The 16,828-nt window shown below is 71.3% G+C and carries 13 protein-coding genes and 1 riboswitch; of the genes, 10 read left to right on the top strand and 3 right to left on the bottom strand.

The window, feature by feature from the left end:
* The first annotated feature begins 132 nt into the window (after nt 1-132).
* Complete coding sequence (locus ACWC1K_RS22200; protein WP_450833600.1) at nt 133-1,215, top strand: CobW family GTP-binding protein; 1,083 nt, start codon at nt 133-135, stop codon at nt 1,213-1,215.
* Here ACWC1K_RS22200 and ACWC1K_RS22195 read toward each other — a convergent pair.
* The gene (locus ACWC1K_RS22195; RefSeq protein ID WP_450833598.1) at nt 1,212-3,668 is read right to left on the bottom strand and encodes a DNA gyrase/topoisomerase IV subunit A; all 2,457 of its coding nucleotides are present in this window, start codon (nt 3,666-3,668) and stop codon (nt 1,212-1,214) included. The genes ACWC1K_RS22200 and ACWC1K_RS22195 overlap by 4 nt on opposite strands.
* 327 nt (nt 3,669-3,995) lie before the next feature.
* Here ACWC1K_RS22195 and ACWC1K_RS22190 point away from each other — a divergent pair, with 327 nt between their 5' ends.
* The 4 genes from ACWC1K_RS22190 (at nt 3,996) to ACWC1K_RS22175 (ending at nt 8,804) form a co-directional block, all read left to right on the top strand.
* Nucleotides 3,996-5,393, top strand: coding sequence for a M16 family metallopeptidase (locus ACWC1K_RS22190; protein WP_450833596.1), 1,398 nt, complete (start codon nt 3,996-3,998; stop codon nt 5,391-5,393).
* Nucleotides 5,390-6,778: a M16 family metallopeptidase gene (locus ACWC1K_RS22185; protein WP_450833594.1), complete on the top strand. Its 1,389-nt coding sequence runs from the start codon at nt 5,390-5,392 to the stop codon at nt 6,776-6,778. Before ACWC1K_RS22190 ends, ACWC1K_RS22185 begins: the two co-directional genes overlap by 4 nt.
* Nucleotides 6,779-6,981: 203 nt before the next feature.
* A riboswitch (cyclic di-AMP (ydaO/yuaA leader) is annotated at nt 6,982-7,146 on the top strand.
* 12 nt (nt 7,147-7,158) lie between these two features.
* Nucleotides 7,159-7,923: a M23 family metallopeptidase gene (locus ACWC1K_RS22180; protein WP_450833592.1), complete on the top strand. Its 765-nt coding sequence runs from the start codon at nt 7,159-7,161 to the stop codon at nt 7,921-7,923.
* 188 nt (nt 7,924-8,111) lie between these two features.
* The gene (locus tag ACWC1K_RS22175) at nt 8,112-8,804 is read left to right on the top strand and encodes a GntR family transcriptional regulator (RefSeq protein WP_450833590.1); all 693 of its coding nucleotides are present in this window, start codon (nt 8,112-8,114) and stop codon (nt 8,802-8,804) included.
* A gap of 139 nt (nt 8,805-8,943) precedes the next feature.
* On the opposite strand, the gene ACWC1K_RS22170 is transcribed toward ACWC1K_RS22175, so the two are convergent.
* Entirely contained in the window at nt 8,944-9,225 is a 282-nt protein-coding gene (locus ACWC1K_RS22170; protein ID WP_030605519.1) for an HPr family phosphocarrier protein, read from the bottom strand.
* Between the two features lie 208 nt (nt 9,226-9,433).
* Here ACWC1K_RS22170 and ACWC1K_RS22165 point away from each other — a divergent pair, with 208 nt between their 5' ends.
* Genes ACWC1K_RS22165 through ACWC1K_RS22150 form a run of 4 tightly spaced genes read left to right on the top strand, consistent with a single transcriptional unit; the run spans nt 9,434 to nt 14,799 of the window.
* Complete coding sequence (locus tag ACWC1K_RS22165) at nt 9,434-12,262, top strand: bifunctional acetate--CoA ligase family protein/GNAT family N-acetyltransferase (RefSeq protein ID WP_450833588.1); 2,829 nt, start codon at nt 9,434-9,436, stop codon at nt 12,260-12,262.
* 55 nt (nt 12,263-12,317) lie between these two features.
* Complete coding sequence (locus tag ACWC1K_RS22160; RefSeq protein ID WP_450833586.1) at nt 12,318-12,914, top strand: DUF5998 family protein; 597 nt, start codon at nt 12,318-12,320, stop codon at nt 12,912-12,914.
* Nucleotides 12,914-14,107 (top strand): alkaline phosphatase family protein, encoded by a 1,194-nt coding sequence (locus tag ACWC1K_RS22155; RefSeq protein WP_450833584.1) that lies wholly within the window; start codon nt 12,914-12,916, stop codon nt 14,105-14,107. The genes ACWC1K_RS22160 and ACWC1K_RS22155 overlap by 1 nt, the downstream gene beginning before the upstream one ends.
* Nucleotides 14,108-14,151: 44 nt before the next feature.
* Complete coding sequence (locus tag ACWC1K_RS22150; RefSeq protein WP_450833582.1) at nt 14,152-14,799, top strand: thymidine kinase; 648 nt, start codon at nt 14,152-14,154, stop codon at nt 14,797-14,799.
* A 16-nt stretch (nt 14,800-14,815) separates the two neighbouring features.
* On the opposite strand, the gene ACWC1K_RS22145 is transcribed toward ACWC1K_RS22150, so the two are convergent.
* Nucleotides 14,816-15,619 carry a VOC family protein gene (locus ACWC1K_RS22145; RefSeq protein WP_450833580.1) on the bottom strand — a complete coding sequence of 268 codons (804 nt, stop codon included), beginning with the start codon at nt 15,617-15,619 and terminating at the stop codon, nt 14,816-14,818.
* A 275-nt stretch (nt 15,620-15,894) separates the two neighbouring features.
* Here ACWC1K_RS22145 and ACWC1K_RS22140 point away from each other — a divergent pair, with 275 nt between their 5' ends.
* Complete coding sequence (locus ACWC1K_RS22140) at nt 15,895-16,755, top strand: sulfurtransferase (protein ID WP_450833755.1); 861 nt, start codon at nt 15,895-15,897, stop codon at nt 16,753-16,755.
* The last annotated feature ends 73 nt before the right edge of the window (nt 16,756-16,828 follow it).

Raw genomic sequence — 16,828 nt, 5'->3', positions numbered from 1 at the left:
CCCGCAAGTGCTGCTAACAATCGTTCACTTCGCGGTGATTATTCCGGCTCGTATCCTGGTCCGGCATTCAATTCTCGTTTGTGCGCCGGGTGCGCGATCCGGTGCACGCGTCGGTGTCAGAGAGGTCGCACGTTGAGTCAGCCGAGCCACAGCCTCCGGCAGATCCCGGTCGTCGTACTCGCCGGATTCCTGGGCTCCGGCAAGACCACCCTCCTCAATCACCTCCTCCACCGCAGTGGTGGCAGCCGTATCGGTGCCGTCGTCAATGACTTCGGCGCCATCGAGATCGACGCGATGGCCGTGGCCGGAGCGCTCGGCGACTCCACCGTCTCGCTCGGAAACGGCTGCCTGTGCTGTGCGGTGGACGTCAGCGAGCTCGACCTCTATCTCGAGCGCCTCGCCCGGCCCTCCGCCGGCATCGACGTCATCGTGATCGAAGCCAGCGGCCTCGCCGAACCCCAGGAACTCGTGCGCATGGTGCTCGCCAGTGAGCAACCCGGGATCGTGTACGGCGGTCTCGTCGAGGTGGTCGACGCCGCCGAGTTCGACGACACGCGCGCGAAGCACCCCGAGATCGACCGGCATCTCGCCCTCGCCGACCTCGTCGTCGTCAACAAGCTGGACCGGGCGCCGGACGCGGAGCGCGTCCTCGGGCTCGTCCGCTCCCTCGTCGACCGCGCGGCCGTCGTCCCGGCCACCTACGGCCGCATCGATCCCGAGTTCCTCTTCGACTGCAGGCCGAGCGAGGAGCGCATCGGGCAGCTGTCCTTCGACGACCTGCACGAGTACGGCGAACACGGGGAACTCGGCGAGCACGGCCACGCCGATCATCTGCACGCGGCCTACGACAGCCTGTCCTTCAGCTCCGAAGTGCCCCTGGACCCGCGCCGGTTGATGGAGTTCCTCGACAGCAGGCCCGAGGGGCTGTACCGGATCAAGGGGTACGTCGACTTCGGGCCCTACGACGTCCACAACCGCTACGCCGTGCACGCGGTGGGGCGCTTCCTCCGGTTCTACCCGGAGCCCTGGGCGCCGGGCGATGCCCGCCTCACCCAGCTGGTTCTCATCGGCTCAGGCATCGACGCGCCCGCCCTCGGCAAGGAGCTGGCGGCGTGCAACAGCGACGCCCCGCACACCGCCGACGAGCACGGTATGTGGGGCGTCCTGCGCTATGCACAGGATCCGGAAGAGGATCTCGCCGAGCCGCCGGCCTAGACGGGACCCGCCACCACCGCCACCGTCTTGGCCAGGGACACGCCCGAGCCGTCGCGGCGCGGGTCGATCTCCGGGAGGTCGGCCGGGGTGCCGTTCTTCTGCGCCGCCTTGGCCGGGACGGCGCCCGCCCAGGCCAGGGACAGGCAGTCCTCGCCCTTCAGGAACCGCTGGCAGCGCACCCCGCCGGTGGCGCGGCCCTTGCGCGGGTACTGGTCGAACGGGGTCAGCTTGGCCGTCGTCTGGACCGAGTCGTCGAGCGTGCCGCGTGAGCCCGCGACCGTGAACACCACCGCGTCCGCCGCCGGGTCGACGGCCGTGAAGGAGATGACCTTCGCGCCCTCGGTGAGCTTGATGCCCGCCATACCGCCCGCCGGACGGCCCTGGGGACGGACCTGTGAGGCCTGGTAGCGCAGCAGCTGCGCGTCGTCCGTGATGAAGACCAGGTCCTCCTCGCCGGTGCGCAGCTCGACCGCGCCCACGATCCGGTCGCCGTCCTTGAGCGTGATGACCTCCAACTCCTCCTTGTTGGACGGGTAGTCGGGGACCACACGCTTGACGACGCCCTGCTCGGTGCCGAGGGCGAGACCGGGGGAGGACTCGTCCAGCGTGGTCAGGCAGACCACGGTCTCGTCGTCCTCCAGGGAGAGGAACTCCGACAGGGGCGCCCCACCCGACAGGTTCGGCGCCGACGCCGTGTCCGGCAGCTGGGGAAGGTCGACGACGTTGATCCGCAGGAGGCGGCCGGAGGAGGTCACCGCGCCGATCTCGCCGCGTGCCGTCGCCGGGACCGCCGAGACGATCACGTCGTGCTTCACGCGCCGGGCGTCGGCGTCCTCCGGGAAGGGCTCGCCGTTCGACGTGCGGGCCAGCAGGCCCGTGGAGGAGAGCAGCACCCGGCACGGATCGTCCGCGACCTGCAGCGGTACGGCGGCCGCCGGGGCACCCGAGGACTCCAGCAGGACCGTACGCCGCTCGGTGCCGAACTTCTTGGCCACCGCGGCCAGTTCGGAGGAGACCAGCTTGCGCAGCTCCGCGTCCGACTCCAGGATCCGGGTGAGCTCCGCGATCTCCGCGTTCAGCTTCTCCTTCTCCGACTCCAGCTCGATGCGGTCGTACTTGGTCAGGCGGCGCAGCGGTGTGTCGAGGATGTACTGGGTCTGGATCTCCGAGAGGGAGAAGCGCTCCATCAGGCGTTCCTTCGCCTGCGCGCTGTTCTCGCTGGAGCGGATCAGCCGGATGACCTCGTCGATGTCGACGAGGGCGGTCAGCAGGCCCTCCACCAGGTGCAGACGGTCGCGGCGCTTGGTGCGGCGGAACTCGCTGCGGCGGCGCACGACCTCGAAGCGGTGGTCGAGGTAGACCTCCAGGAGCTCCTTGAGCCCCAGGGTGAGCGGCTGGCCGTCCACCAGTGCGACGTTGTTGATGCCGAAGGACTCCTCCATCGGCGTCAGCTTGTACAGCTGCTCCAGGACGGCCTCCGGGACGAAGCCGTTCTTGATCTCGATGACCAGGCGCAAGCCGTGCGCGCGGTCGGTGAGGTCCTTGACGTCGGCGATGCCCTGGATCTTCTTCGAACCGACCAGGTCCTTGATCTTGGCGATCACCTTCTCCGGGCCGACCGTGAAGGGCAGTTCGGTGATGACCAGGCCCTTGCGGCGGGCGGTGACGGTCTCGATCTCGACCGTGGCGCGGATCTTGAAGGTGCCGCGGCCCGTCTCGTACGCGTCCCGGATGCCGGAGAGGCCGACGATCCGGCCGCCGGTGGGCAGGTCGGGGCCCGGGACGTGCTTCATCAAGGTGTCCAGATCCGCGTTCGGGTAGCGGATCAGGTGGCGGGCGGCCGCGATGACCTCGGAGAGGTTGTGCGGGGGCATGTTCGTCGCCATGCCGACCGCGATGCCCGAGGAGCCGTTCACCAGCAGGTTCGGGAAGGCGGCGGGCAGCGCCACCGGCTCCTGCTCCTGGCCGTCGTAGTTGGGCGTGAAGTCGACCGTGTCCTCGTCGATCGACTCCGTCATCAGGCTCGTCGCCTGGGCCTGACGGCACTCCGTGTACCGCATCGCGGCCGGCGGGTCGTCGTTGCCCAGCGAGCCGAAGTTGCCGTGGCCGTCGACGAGCGGAACGCGCATGGAGAAGGGCTGGGCCATGCGCACCAGGGCGTCGTAGATCGACGCGTCGCCGTGCGGGTGCAGCTTGCCCATGACCTCGCCGACCACGCGCGCGCACTTCACATAGCCGCGGTCGGGGCGCAGCCCCATCTCGTTCATCTGGTAGACGATGCGGCGGTGGACCGGCTTGAGGCCGTCGCGGGCGTCGGGCAGGGCTCGGGAGTAGATGACCGAGTACGCGTACTCGAGGAAGGAGCCCTGCATCTCGTCGACGACGTCGATGTCGAGGATGCGCTCCTCGAACGAGTCGTCGGGCGGCGGGGTCTTCGTGCTGCGGCGGGCCATCGCTGCCGGCTCCTCTTTTCTGGCTGCTCGCCTACGGGTCGCTCACGTCCCCTTCGGCTCGCTCATGCTGAAGCGTGAACGGTATCTGTCGCGGACCATTGTGGACCGCGGCACTGACAACGCGGGTCCAGGACCCTGTCTCGGCGGTCCCGGCCGGTGGGCGGGGCCTACCTCGCCGCGGCTGCCCGCAGGCTACGCGATCCGCTGTGGGCGTATGTGGTCCGGGAACTTCGCCGACGATCTGCGCGCTTGCATACAGTGGCAGGACCGGCAGGAAAACCGCGGTTAGAACCACCGCATCCGCGAGGCGAAGGGACGTACATGCCCATGGGTCACACGGCCACAGACCAGGCAGGCACCGGGGGCCTGACAGCGACCGAGCACCGCCTGGCCAACGGCCTGCGCGTGGTGCTCTCGGAGGATCACCTGACCCCGGTCGCGGCGGTGTGCCTCTGGTACGACGTCGGCTCGCGCCACGAAGTCAAGGGACGTACCGGCCTGGCTCACCTTTTCGAGCACCTGATGTTCCAGGGCTCCGGACAGGTCAAGGGCAACGGCCACTTCGAGCTCGTGCAGGGCGCCGGCGGCTCGTTGAACGGCACCACCAGCTTCGAGCGCACCAACTACTTCGAGACCATGCCCGCCCACCAGTTGGAGCTCGCCCTCTGGCTGGAGGCCGACCGGATGGGCTCCCTGCTCGCCGCCCTCGACGACGAGTCCATGGAGAACCAGCGGGACGTCGTCAAGAACGAGCGCAGGCAGCGCTACGACAACGTGCCGTACGGCACGGCCTTCGAGAGGCTGACCGCCCTCGCCTACCCGGAGGGCCACCCCTACCACCACACGCCGATCGGCTCGATGGCCGACCTGGACGCGGCGACCCTGGAGGACGCGCGCGCGTTCTTCCGCACGTACTACGCGCCCAACAACGCCGTCCTCTCGATCGTCGGCGACATCGACCCGGAGCAGACGCTCGCCTGGGTCGAGAAGTACTTCGGATCCATCGCCCCGCACGACGGGAAGCCGGAGCCCCGCGACGGCACGCTGCCCGAGATCATCGGTGAGGAGCTGCGCGAGGTCATCGAGGAGGAGGTCCCGGCGCGCGCCCTGATGGCGGCCTACCGGCTGCCGCAGGACGGCACGCGCGAGGCGGACGCCGCCGACCTGGCGCTCACCGTCCTCGGCGGCGGCGAGTCCTCCCGCCTCTACAACCGGCTGGTACGGCGCGACCGTACGGCCGTCGCGGCCGGATTCGGTCTGCTGCGGCTGGCCGGAGCGCCCTCCCTGGGCTGGCTGGACGTGAAGACCTCCGGTGACGTCGAGGTGCCGGTCATCGAGGCCGCCATCGACGAGGAACTCGCCCGGTTCGCCGCCGAGGGCCCCACGGCCGAGGAAATGGAGCGCGCCCAGGCCCAGCTGGAGCGCGAGTGGCTGGACCGGCTCGGCACGGTCGCGGGCCGCGCCGACGAACTGTGCCGGTTCGCCGTCCTGTTCGGCGACCCGCAGCTCGCCCTCACCGCCGTCCAGCGCGTCCTGGAGGTGACGGCCAAGGAGGTCCAGGAGGTCGCCAAGGCACGCCTGCGGCCCGACAACCGCGCGGTGCTCGTCTACGAGCCGCTCTCGCCCGAGTCCGCGGAGCACACCCAGGACGAGGACTTCCCCGAAGACCCCGAGTCCGAAGCCACGGTGGAAGCCACCGACCAGAACGAGGAGGCGGCCAAGTGACCGAGCTCGCCACGATGCAGTTCCACCCGCAGCCCCGGGCGGGCGAGGCCAAGCCGTGGGCGTTCCCGTCCCCCGAGCGCGGCGCGCTCGACAACGGCCTGACCGTCCTGCGCTGCCACCGCCCCGGCCAGCAGGTCGTCGCCGTCGAGGTGCTCCTCGAGGCGCCCCTGGAGGCCGAGCCGGCCGGTTTCGAAGGCGTCGCCACGATCATGGCGCGGGCCTTCTCCGAGGGCACCGACAAGCACTCCGCCGAGGAGTTCGCCGCCGAGCTGGAGCGCTGCGGAGCCACCCTCGACTCGCACGCCGACCACCCGGGCGTACGACTGAGCCTGGAGGTCCCGGCCTCCCGTCTCGCCAAGGCGCTCGGTCTGCTCGCCGACGCCCTCAGGGCGCCCGCGTTCGCCGACAGCGAGGTCGAGCGGCTGGTCCGCAACCGCCTGGACGAGATCCCGCACGAGCTGGCCAACCCCTCGCGCCGTGCCGCCAAGGAGCTCTCCAAGGAGCTGTTCCCGGCGACCTCGCGCATGTCGCGCCCGCGCCAGGGCACCGAGGAGACGGTCGAGAAGATCGACGCGGCGGCCGTACGCGCCTTCTACGACCGCCATGTCCGGCCCGCCACCGCCACCGCGGTGGTCGTCGGCGACCTCTCCGGCATCGAGCTGGACGCCCTGCTCGGCGACACCCTGGGAGCCTGGACGGGCACCAAGGCCGAACCCCGCCCCGTGCCGCCGGTGACCGCCGACGACACCGGGCGCGTGATCATCGTCGACCGTCCGGGCGCCGTACAGACGCAGTTGCTCATCGGCCGCGTCGGCGCCGACCGGCACGACCGCGTGTGGCCCGCCCAGGTGCTCGGCACGTACTGCCTCGGTGGCACCCTCACCTCCCGCCTGGACCGCGTCCTGCGCGAGGAGAAGGGCTACACCTACGGTGTGCGCGCGTTCAGCCAGGTCCTCAGGTCCGCCCCGGACGGCTCCGGTGCCGCGATGCTCGCCATCAGCGGCTCCGTCGACACCCCGAACACCGGCCCGGCGCTCCAGGACCTGTGGACGGTGCTGCGCACGCTCGCCGAGGGCGGGCTCACCGACGCCGAGCGAGACGTCGCCGTACAGAACCTCGTCGGTGTGGCTCCGCTGAAGTACGAGACCGCGGCGGCCGTGGCCAGCACGCTGGCCGACCAGGTCGAGCAGCACCTGCCCGACAACTACCAGGCGACGCTGTACCGGCAGCTCGCCGAGACCGGCACCGTGGAGGCCACCGCGGCGGCCGTGAACGCCTTCCCGGTGGACCGTCTGGTGACGGTTCTCGTCGGTGACGCGGCCCAGATCAAGGAGCCCGTCGAGGCCCTCGGGATCGGCGAAGTCACCGTCGTGACAGCCGAGTAGAGGCTGCCTCAGCGGCACGCGCGCGTAGGGGCCCTGGTGACTGATGCGTCACCAGGGCCCCCTAATGTCCGGATTGCGGGAGAGGTTGCCTGTCTGCCCTGTGGCATGCGCTACAAAAGGCGTGATCCGTTTGGGGATTGAAAGTGCTCCCGCTTAGCGTCTTCCGGGCTGTCCGTCAGGCACCGCGCCGCACCCGCGGCACCGGACAGCCATCGCCGAGTCCCCGTACGGCGCGAGCCAGGGGAGCCGGGGACCCACCGCAGTCCCTGGGGTGAATCGGACGCCCGCGCGTGCAGCGAGGGGGTCCGTAGGAGACCTTCCTGCTCCGAACCCGTCAGCTAACCCGGTAGGCGAGAGGGAAGGAAAGGACCAGCCACCACATGGCGTTCACGCGCGCCACCGGGAAGCACCGTCGCCCCACACGGATGCACCGCACCACCACCCGCGCCGCCGGGGTCGCGGCCCTCGCCACCACCGGCGTCATCGGCACCCTGGCAGCCCCCGCGCTCGCCGCCGACACCTCCGTCGAGCAGACCGGCCTCACCCCCGTCATCGCCATCGGCGACACGATCGCCGACAGGATCGACGCCCAGGCCGACGCCCAGAAGCAGGCCGCCGAGGAGGCCGCGCTCAAGAAGGCGGCCCAGGAGGCGGCACGCCAGAAGGCCGCCGCCAAGGCCAAGCAGGAGCGCGAGGCCAAGGAGCGCGCCGCGCGCGAGGCCGAGCGCAAGCGCCTCAACACCTTCGTGGCGCCGATCTCGAACTCGTACGTCTCCACCGGCTACCGGGCCAGCAGCTCCCTGTGGTCCTCCGGCAGCCACACCGGCATCGACTTCCACGCCGCGAGCGGCACGGCCGTCCACGCGGTCGGCTCCGGCACCGTCGTCCAGACGGGCTGGGGCGGCGCCTACGGCAACCAGATCGTGATCAAGATGCAGGACGGCACGTACACCCAGTACGGCCATCTGTCGTCCATAGGCGTCTCGGTGGGCCAGACGGTCACCCCGGGCCAGCAGATAGGCCTCTCCGGCGCGACCGGCAACACCACCGGACCGCATCTGCACTTCGAGGCCCGTACGACCCCCGAGTACGGCTCGGACATCGACCCCGTCGCCTACCTGCGCTCGCACGGCGTGAACGTCTGACGACAGGTCGCAAGACCCCTCTTGAGGCCCCGGCTCCCGAGCCGGGGCTTTCGGTGTTTCTGCCGCCCCGCTGTCCAAAAAATATCCATGGATTCCGGCCCGCCGTCGGAAATTCCGGCTCCGTGCAATAGAGTCACCGATACACGTCAATCATCGACGTTTCACGGGGATTAAGTCGGAGGTCGGTCATGCGTATTCCGGCGCACTCGGTGTGCACGGCGATCCGGGACGACATCGTCGCCGGTGTCTACGAGCGTGGCAGCCGGCTCACCGAGGAACTCCTCGCGCGCCGCTACGGAGTCTCGCGTGTCCCCGTGCGCGAGGCCCTGCGCACCCTGGAGGCCGAGGGCTTCGTGGTGACCCGGCGGCACGCGGGCGCGTGCGTCGCGGAACCGACCGAGCAGGAGGCCGCCGACCTGCTGGAGATGCGCATGCTCCTGGAGCCGCTCGGCGCCTCCCGGGCCGCCCAGCGGCGCACCGACGCCCATCTCAAGGTGCTGCGCGGCCTGGTCAGACTGGGCCAGGAGCGGGCCAGGAGGGGCAACAGTGAGGATCTGCGCTCCCTGGGAGGCTGGTTCCACGAGACGCTCGCCCAGGCCTCCGGCAGCCCCGCGCTGGCGTCGATGCTGACCCAGCTGCGCCACAAGATCGCCTGGATGTACGCCGTGGAGGCACCCGCCAACCCCGTGGAGTCCTGGGCGGAGCACGGCGCGATCGTCGACGCCGTGGCCCGTGGCGACAGCGAGCGCGCGCGGGCGGTGACCACCCTGCATACCGAGCGCTCGAGCGCGGTGCACCGGCTGCGGTTCGGCGGCCCGGAGCGGGCGAACGGTGTGAGGAACTCGCAACATGCCGTAAACATGTCGGGCCTGCGGCATTAACACGGGCGCCGTATACAAAGAGAGAACAATTCGCGGGGCATTATTTCTGCTGCCCGCGACCGGAAATTGCACCACCTAGGTGCGGGAAATGCGAAGGGCTCGCCCGGCAATTCGGACGAGCCCTTCTGTGGTGCCGTGATCAGACGGTCTCGGGGAGTTCCTCGAGACCCTCGGAGACCAGCTTCGCCAGCCGGTCGAGGGCGACGTCGGCACCCTCGGCCTCGGAGGCGAGGACGATCTCCTCGCCGCCCTGGGCGCCCAGGCCGAGAACGGCCAGCATGGAGGCCGCGTTGACGGGGTTGCCGTCGGCCTTGGCGATCGTCACCGGGATACCTGCGGCCGTGGCGGCCCGGACGAAGATGGAAGCGGGGCGGGCGTGAAGGCCCTCGGCCCAGCCGACGTTGACGCGGCGCTCAGCCATGTGATGCTGCCCTTCAGTGTCTCAGGGTTGTCTAGACCAGTTTCCCACACGTGAAGCGTCTCCGGAGCGGTTCTGTGTTCCGTCCGGGGTGGGCGGTCGGGCCGCGGCCTCGGCCCGACTTCCGTCCTTGTTCTCTTCTCTGCGGACTGCCGTGTTCTCCACAGACTGCCTCGCGCCGTTGTCGGACGCGAGCCGTACTCTGGGGCCCATGCAGACCTCGCCGGACCGGCACGAGTACCCCGCCCACTGGGAGGCCGACGTGGTGCTGCGCGACGGCGGCACCGCGCGCATCCGCCCCATCACCGTTGATGACGCCGAGCGCCTGGTCAGCTTCTACGAGCAGGTTTCGGACGAGTCGAAGTACTACCGCTTCTTCGCGCCCTACCCTCGTCTGTCCGCCAAGGACGTCCACCGCTTCACGCACCACGACTTTGTGGACCGGGTGGGACTCGCGGCCACGGTCGGCGGCGAGTTCATCGCCACCGTACGCTATGACCGCATTGGTGCCGACGGCATGCCCGCGTCGGCTCCGGCCGACGAGGCCGAGGTCGCCTTCCTCGTCCAGGACGCCCACCAGGGGCGCGGGGTCGCCTCCGCCCTCCTCGAACACATCGGCGCGGTCGCCCGGGAGCGCGGCATCCGCCGCTTCGCCGCCGAGGTGCTGCCCGCCAACAACAAGATGATCAAGGTGTTCACGGACGCCGGGTACACCCAGAAGCGCAGCTTCGAGGACGGCGTCGTACGCCTGGGGTTCGACCTCGAACCCACCGACCGCTCCCTCGCCGTCCAGCGCGCGCGTGAGCAGCGTGCCGAGGCGCGGTCGGTACGGCGGCTGCTCGTGCCCGGCTCCGTCGCCGTCGTCGGCGCGGGCCGCAGCCCCGGAGGTGTGGGCCGCAGCATCCTCGACAACATCCGGGACGCCGGCTTCACCGGGTCGCTGTACGCCGTGAACAAGGCGCTCCCCGAAGACGTCAAGGAACTCGACGGCGTCCCCGCCCACCGCACTGTCCGCGACATCGACGGACCCGTCGACCTCGCGGTCGTCGCCGTGCCGGCCGAGCACGTCCCCGAGGCCGTCACCGAGTGCGGCGAGCACGGTGTGCAGGGACTCGTCGTCGTCTCGGCCGGGTACGCCGAGAGCGGGCCCGAAGGGCGCGAGCGCCAGCGCGAACTCGTGCGGCACGCGCGCACGTACGGCATGCGGATCATCGGGCCGAACGCCTTCGGGATCATCAACACGTCCTCCGAGGTACGGCTGAACGCCTCCCTCGCCCCCGAGATGCCCCGCCCCGGCCGGATCGGCCTGTTCGCCCAGTCCGGCGCCATCGGCATCGCGCTGCTGTCCCGGCTGCAGCGCCGCGGCGGCGGCGTCACCGGGGTCACGGGTGTGTCCACCTTCGTGTCGTCCGGCAACCGCGCGGACGTCTCCGGAAACGACCTGATCCAGTACTGGTACGACGACCCGGACACCGATGTCGTGCTCATGTATCTGGAGTCCATCGGCAACCCCCGCAAGTTCACCCGTCTCGCCCGCCGCACGGCCGCCGCCAAGCCCCTGGTCGTGGTCCAAAGCGCCGGATCCGCCCCCCAGGGACACGCCGTACGGGCCACACGGCTGCCGCACGCGACGGTGTCCGCCCTGCTCAGACAGGCCGGCCTGATCCGCGTGGACACGATCACCGAGCTGGTCGACGCGGGCCTGCTGCTCGCACGGCAGCCCCTGCCGGCCGGCCCGAGGGTGGCGATCCTGGGGAACTCCGAGTCCCTGGGGCTGCTCACGTACGACGCATGCGTCTCCGAGGGGCTCAGGCCGCTGAGGCCGCTGGACCTCACCACCGGGGCCTCGGCGGAGGACTTCCACCAGGCTCTGCTGCGGGCCCTGGGGGACGACTCGTGCGATGCGGTCGTGGTGACCGCGATCCCGGCGATCGGCGAGGAGTCACCGGGGGATGCCGAGCTGGCGGAGGCGCTGCGATCGGCCGCCGAGTCCGTTCCGGGCAAGCCGGTACTGGTGGTGCACGTGGAGCTCGGCGGCCTCGCGGAGGCCCTGTCGGCCGCGACCAGCACCGCACCGCAGCCGGACACCGCGGCGACCGCCACCCGCCGGTTGCGCCCCTCACAGCAACTCCCCCCTCCGGTACGGGCCCAGGAACCCGCGGCCCCCGCCACCTGCTCCCGCCTCATCCCCGCCTACCCCGCCGCCGAGCGCGCCGTCCGCGCCCTCGGGGAAGCCGTGAAGTACGCCCAGTGGCGCCGCGACAGCACCGACCCCGGCAAGGTGCCCGAGTTCGAAAACATCGACGAGAAGGGGGCCGCCCGGCTCATCGGCGGGATGCTGGCGCGCGGGCAGGGGCTCACGCTCGGCACCGAGGAGACCTGCGAGCTGCTCGGGCAGTACGGCATCCCCGTGCGCAGGGCGGTGCCCGCCTTCACCCCGGACGACGCCGTCCGGGCCGCCGAGACCCTCGGCTACCCCGTCGCCCTCAAGGCCACCGCCCCGCACCTGCGCCACCGCGCCGACCTGGGCGGTGTACGCCTGGATCTCGCGGACGAGGAGCAACTGCGCCGGGCGTACGCCGAGTTGACGGAGCTGTTCGGAAAGCCGGAGGAGCTCAGGCCGGTCGTGCAGGCGATGGCGCCACGCGGCGTGGACACGGTGGTACGGGCCGTCATCGACCCGGCGGCCGGGGCCGTCCTGTCCTTCGGGCTCGCCGGAGCCGCCTCCCAGCTGCTCGGCGACATGGAGCACCGTCTGGTCCCGGTCACCGACCGGGAGGCGGCCTCGCTGGTCCGGTCGATCCGGACGGCGCCGCTCCTGTTCGGCTGGCGTGGCTCGACCCCGGTCGACACCCCCGCACTGGAAGAGCTGCTGCTGAGGGTGTCCCGGCTGGTCGACGACCACCCCGAGGTCGTCGCCGTGACCCTGGAGCCGGTCGTCGTCGCCCCCCGTGGTCTGACCGTCCTCGGCGCCTCCGTCCGCCTCGCGCCGCCACCGGCCCGCGACGACCTCGGGCCGCGCACCCTTCCCGTCTACTGAGACGTCCGCCGGGACAGCGCTGACCGGTGCCTCGCAGTCAGTGCACCCCCGTAGGATGGACGTCATGGCCAAGACCAGTACGACGACCCAGGGGCTGCGCGCGGCGATCGAGCGCAGCGGCTACTACCCGGCCCTCGTGGCCGAGGCGGTGGAGGCCGCCGTGGGCGGCGAGCCCATCCGGTCGTTCCTGGTCCACCAGGAGACCACGTTCGACGCGAACGAGGTGCGCAGGCACGTCACGGTGCTCGTCCTCACCGGCAACCGCTTCATCGTCAGCCACACCGACGAGCAGGCCGCGGACACCACCTCACCGACGCCCTACGCCACGACGTCGACGGAGTCCGTGAAGCTCGGCCGGATCTCCTCGGTCGTGGTCAGCCGGGTGGTCGCCAATCCGGAGCAGTACCAGCCGGGCACCCTGCCCCGCGAGGTCGTCCTCACCATCGGCTGGGGCGCGGTCTCCCGCATCGACCTCGAACCCGCGGCCTGCGGCGACCCCAACTGCGAGGCCGACCACGGGTACACGGGCAACTCGACGGCGGACGACCTCAGCCTGCGCGTCAGCGAGGCCGGCGACGGGCCGGAGACCGTCCGCCAGGCGCTCGCCTTCGCCCAGGCGCTCTCCGAGGCCACCGCGGACCCCACCCGCTGATGTCGCAGTCCGCTCCCTGGGACACCCACCCGGAACCCCTCGCCGTCGACTCCGCGCCGCCGCCGGAGTACGGCAGCGGCTCCCTCGCCGACCTGCTGCCCACACTGGCCGCCGGCATGGCCGTACCGGGCATGACCGCCGCGATCACCGAGCTGACCCCCGCCGACCGGAACTGCGTGTTCCTGATCGACGGACTCGGCTGGGAGCAGCTGCAGGCGCACCCGGACGAGGCCCCCTTCATGACCTCGCTCCTCGGCAGCTCGCGCGGTGGCACCGGTCGCCCCCTGACCGCCGGTTATCCGGCGACCACCGCGACCTCCCTCGCCTCCGTCGGTACCGGTCTGCCGCCCGGTGCGCACGGCCTGCCCGGCTACACCGTGCGCAACCCGGAGACCGGTGAGCTGATGAACCAGCTGCGCTGGCGGCCGTGGACGTCGCCGCGCGCCTGGCAGCCGTATCCCACGGTCTTCCAGCTGGCCGAGCAGGCCGGGGTGCACGCGGCACAGGTGACGTCACCGACGTTCCAGAACACCCCGCTGACCCAGGTCGCCCTCAGTGGCGGAACGTTCCACGGACGGCTGTCCGGCGAGGACCGCATGGACCTCGCGGCCGGGCAACTGGCCGCCGGAGACCGCTCCCTGGTCTACACGTACTACGCCGAGCTGGACGGCGCGGGCCACCGCTACGGCGTCGCGTCGGACACCTGGCGCGGCCAGCTCATGCACGTCGACCGCCTCGTCCAGCGCCTCGCCGAGCAACTGCCGCCGCGCACCGCGCTGTACGTCACCGCCGACCACGGCATGGTCGACGTCCCCTTCGACGAAGAGCACCGCATCGACTTCGACGAGGACTGGGAACTGCGCGCCGGTGTCGCCCTGCTGGGCGGCGAGGGCCGCGCCCGGCACGTGTACGCGGTCCCGGGCGCCGAGAACGACGTACTCACCGTCTGGCGCGAGGTGCTCGGCGAGCAGTTCTGGGTGGCCTCGCGGGACGAGGCGATCGCGGCGGGCTGGTTCGGCCCGCACATCGACGAGCGTGTGTACGCGCGCATCGGCGACGTGGTCGCGGCCGCCCGTGACGACGTCCTGATCATCGCCTCCGAGCGGGAGTCCAAGGAGTCGGCGATGGTCGGCAACCACGGCTCGATGACCCCTGCCGAGCAGCTGGTCCCCCTGCTCGAAGTACGCTCCTGAGGCCCACCCTCCGATCCCCTCCACCGAAAGGTGCTCAACTCCCCATGCCCGAGCTGGTGTTCTTCTCCGGAACCATGGACTGCGGGAAGTCCACGCTGGCTCTGCAGATCGAGCACAACCGCTCGGCACGCGGCCTGGCAGGGATGATCTTCACCCGTGACGACCGCGCGGGCGAGGGCAAGCTCTCCTCCCGCCTCGGCCTGGTCACGGACGCGGTGGAGGTCGAGGACGGACAGGACCTGTACGCCTACCTCGTCGACCACCTCTCGCAGGGCGGCCGCGCGGACTACGTCATCGCGGACGAGGCGCAGTTCCTGGCACCGGAGCAGATAGACCAACTCGCGCGCGTGGTCGACGACCTGGGCCTCGACGTCTACGCCTTCGGCATCACGACCGACTTCCGCACCAAGCTGTTCCCCGGCTCCCAGCGCCTGGTCGAGCTGGCCGACCGCGTCGAGGTCCTGCAGGTGGAGGCCCTGTGCTGGTGCGGCGCTCGCGCCACGCACAACGCCAGGACGGTGGGCGGCGCCATGGTCGTCGAGGGCGCACAGGTCGTCGTCGGCGACGTCAACCAGCCGGAGGCCGTCGGCTACGAGGTCCTGTGCCGCCGCCACCACCGCCGCCGTATGACGGCGACGACGTCCGGCTCGGCGGCGCTGTCCCCGGACGTGCTGCCGGTGTCGCAGACCTAGACGGACTGCCCGGTGCTCACTGAGGGCTCTCGATCAGGGAGAAGCGGGCGCCCTCGGGGTCGGCGACCGTGGCCACGCGCCCGTGGGCGCTGTCCCTGGGGGACTTGAGGACATGGCCGCCCAGGTCCACGAGGCGGACGACGGCCTCGTCCGTGTCGGCGACTTCGAAGTACGTGATCCAGTGCGGGCCCCGGTCGCGCGGCAGGGCGGTGCCCACGCCGTGGATGCCGGCGACCGGACGGCCCTCGATGTGCAGGCTCACGTAGTCGAAGTCGGCGGAGACGACCGGCTCCTCCTCGTAGCCGAAGACCGTCTCGTAGAACTTGGCCACGCTCGCCGACTCGAAGGTCAGCAGCTCGTTCCAGGCCGGGGTGCCGGGCACGCCCGTGAGTGCCGTGCCGAGGTGCCCGGCCGCCTGCCAGATGCCGAAGACGGCACCGGCGGGGTCCGAGCCGATCGCGAGACGGCCGGCCTCGGCGGCGTCCAGGGGCCCCACCCCGATCGTGCCGCCGCACAGCCGTACCGTCTCCGCGGTCAGGTCCACGTCGTCCGAGGCGAGGTAGGGCGTCCAGGCGATCGGCAGATGGCGGTCCGGCGGCAGCTGGCCGATGCCGGCCACCTCGTAGCCGTCGAGCAGGGCGCGCGCGTACGGGCCGAGCTGCTGCGGGCCCGGCTGGAACTCCCAGCCGAACAGCGCGCCGTAGAAGTCCTGGGTCGCGGCCAGACCGTGCACCATCAGGCTCACCCAGCAGGGCGTGCCGGGCGCGTGCCGAGCGTGCGTCTCGCTGTTCGGGCCGGCCGACCCCCGTGCCTCCGTCATCGTCACTCTCTCCTCGACCCCTCGCGGTCGCCGTGTCGCTACCGCACTCCGGATCTCCGTGCAGATGCTCGCACCACAGATGCGACCGCGCGCTCCGGGCGCGCCGCATGCCTGGAGGATGCCCGGTGTGCGGTTTGTCGTCCGTTTCTGTGCGATTGCCGACGCGTGTCGATCAGCTGTACAGCATGTGCCCGAACCCGTACGCCTCGTGATCGGGCCTGTCCGGCCGAGCAGAGTAGCCGGACGTGGACGATGAGGCCACCCTGTGCGCGAGGATGGGGGCCATGAACGCCATCATCTCCGCGTCCGAACTCGCGAGCGAACTGGCGGGGCCGCGCCCGCCCGTACTGCTCGATGTCCGCTGGCAGCTCAGTGTGGCCAAGGCGGCCGGCGAGCCGCCCTTCGACGGTCGGGCCGCCTATGCGGCCGGGCACATCCCCGGTGCCGTCTACGTCGACCTGGACTCGGAGCTCGCCTCCGCGCCCGGCGAACGCGGCCGCCACCCGCTGCCCGACCTCGGGGTCTTCGGCGTCGCGATGCGCCGCGCGGGCGTCTCGGCCGGGACGCCGGTGATCGTGTACGACGGCGGGCAGGGCTGGGCGGCGGCCCGTGCATGGTGGCTGCTGCGCTGGACGGGTCACCCGGACGTGCGGGTCCTCGACGGCGGGTTGCCGTCGTGGGAGGGGCCGCTGGAGACGTCGGCACCGGCGCCGGCGGAGGGTGACTTCGAGCCGGTTGCGGGCGGTGCGGGGCTGCTGGACGCCGATGGCGCGGCGGCGCTCGCGCGGGCCGGGGTGCTGTTCGACGCGCGGGCGGGGGAGCGGTATCGCGGGGAGGTGGAGCCGATCGACCGGGTCGGCGGGCACATTCCCGGGGCGGTGTCGGCGCCGACGAACGAGAACGTGGGGGTGGACGGGCGGTTCCTGCCCGCGGAGGAGTTGGCCGAGCGGTTCAAGGCGCTGGGCGCGGCCGACGGTTCGCCGGTCGGCGTGTACTGCGGTTCGGGTGTCTCCGGGGCCCACGAGGTGCTGGCGCTGGCGGTCGCGGGGATCGACGCGGCGCTGTACGTGGGCTCGTGGTCGGAGTGGTCGTCGGACCCGACTCGCCCTGTTGCTGTGGGTGCCGACCCCCAGTAGACCTGGGGCGCGGGGGAGCGGGTCCGCTCGCCGGCACTGGCCGGGCGCCGCCCTGGGTGGCACGAATGCCCGC

This window comes from Streptomyces sp. NPDC001492 (assembly GCF_053597275.1).
The sequence above is the reverse complement of the archived record's forward strand: the minus strand, read 5'-3'. Positions and strand labels throughout refer to the sequence as shown.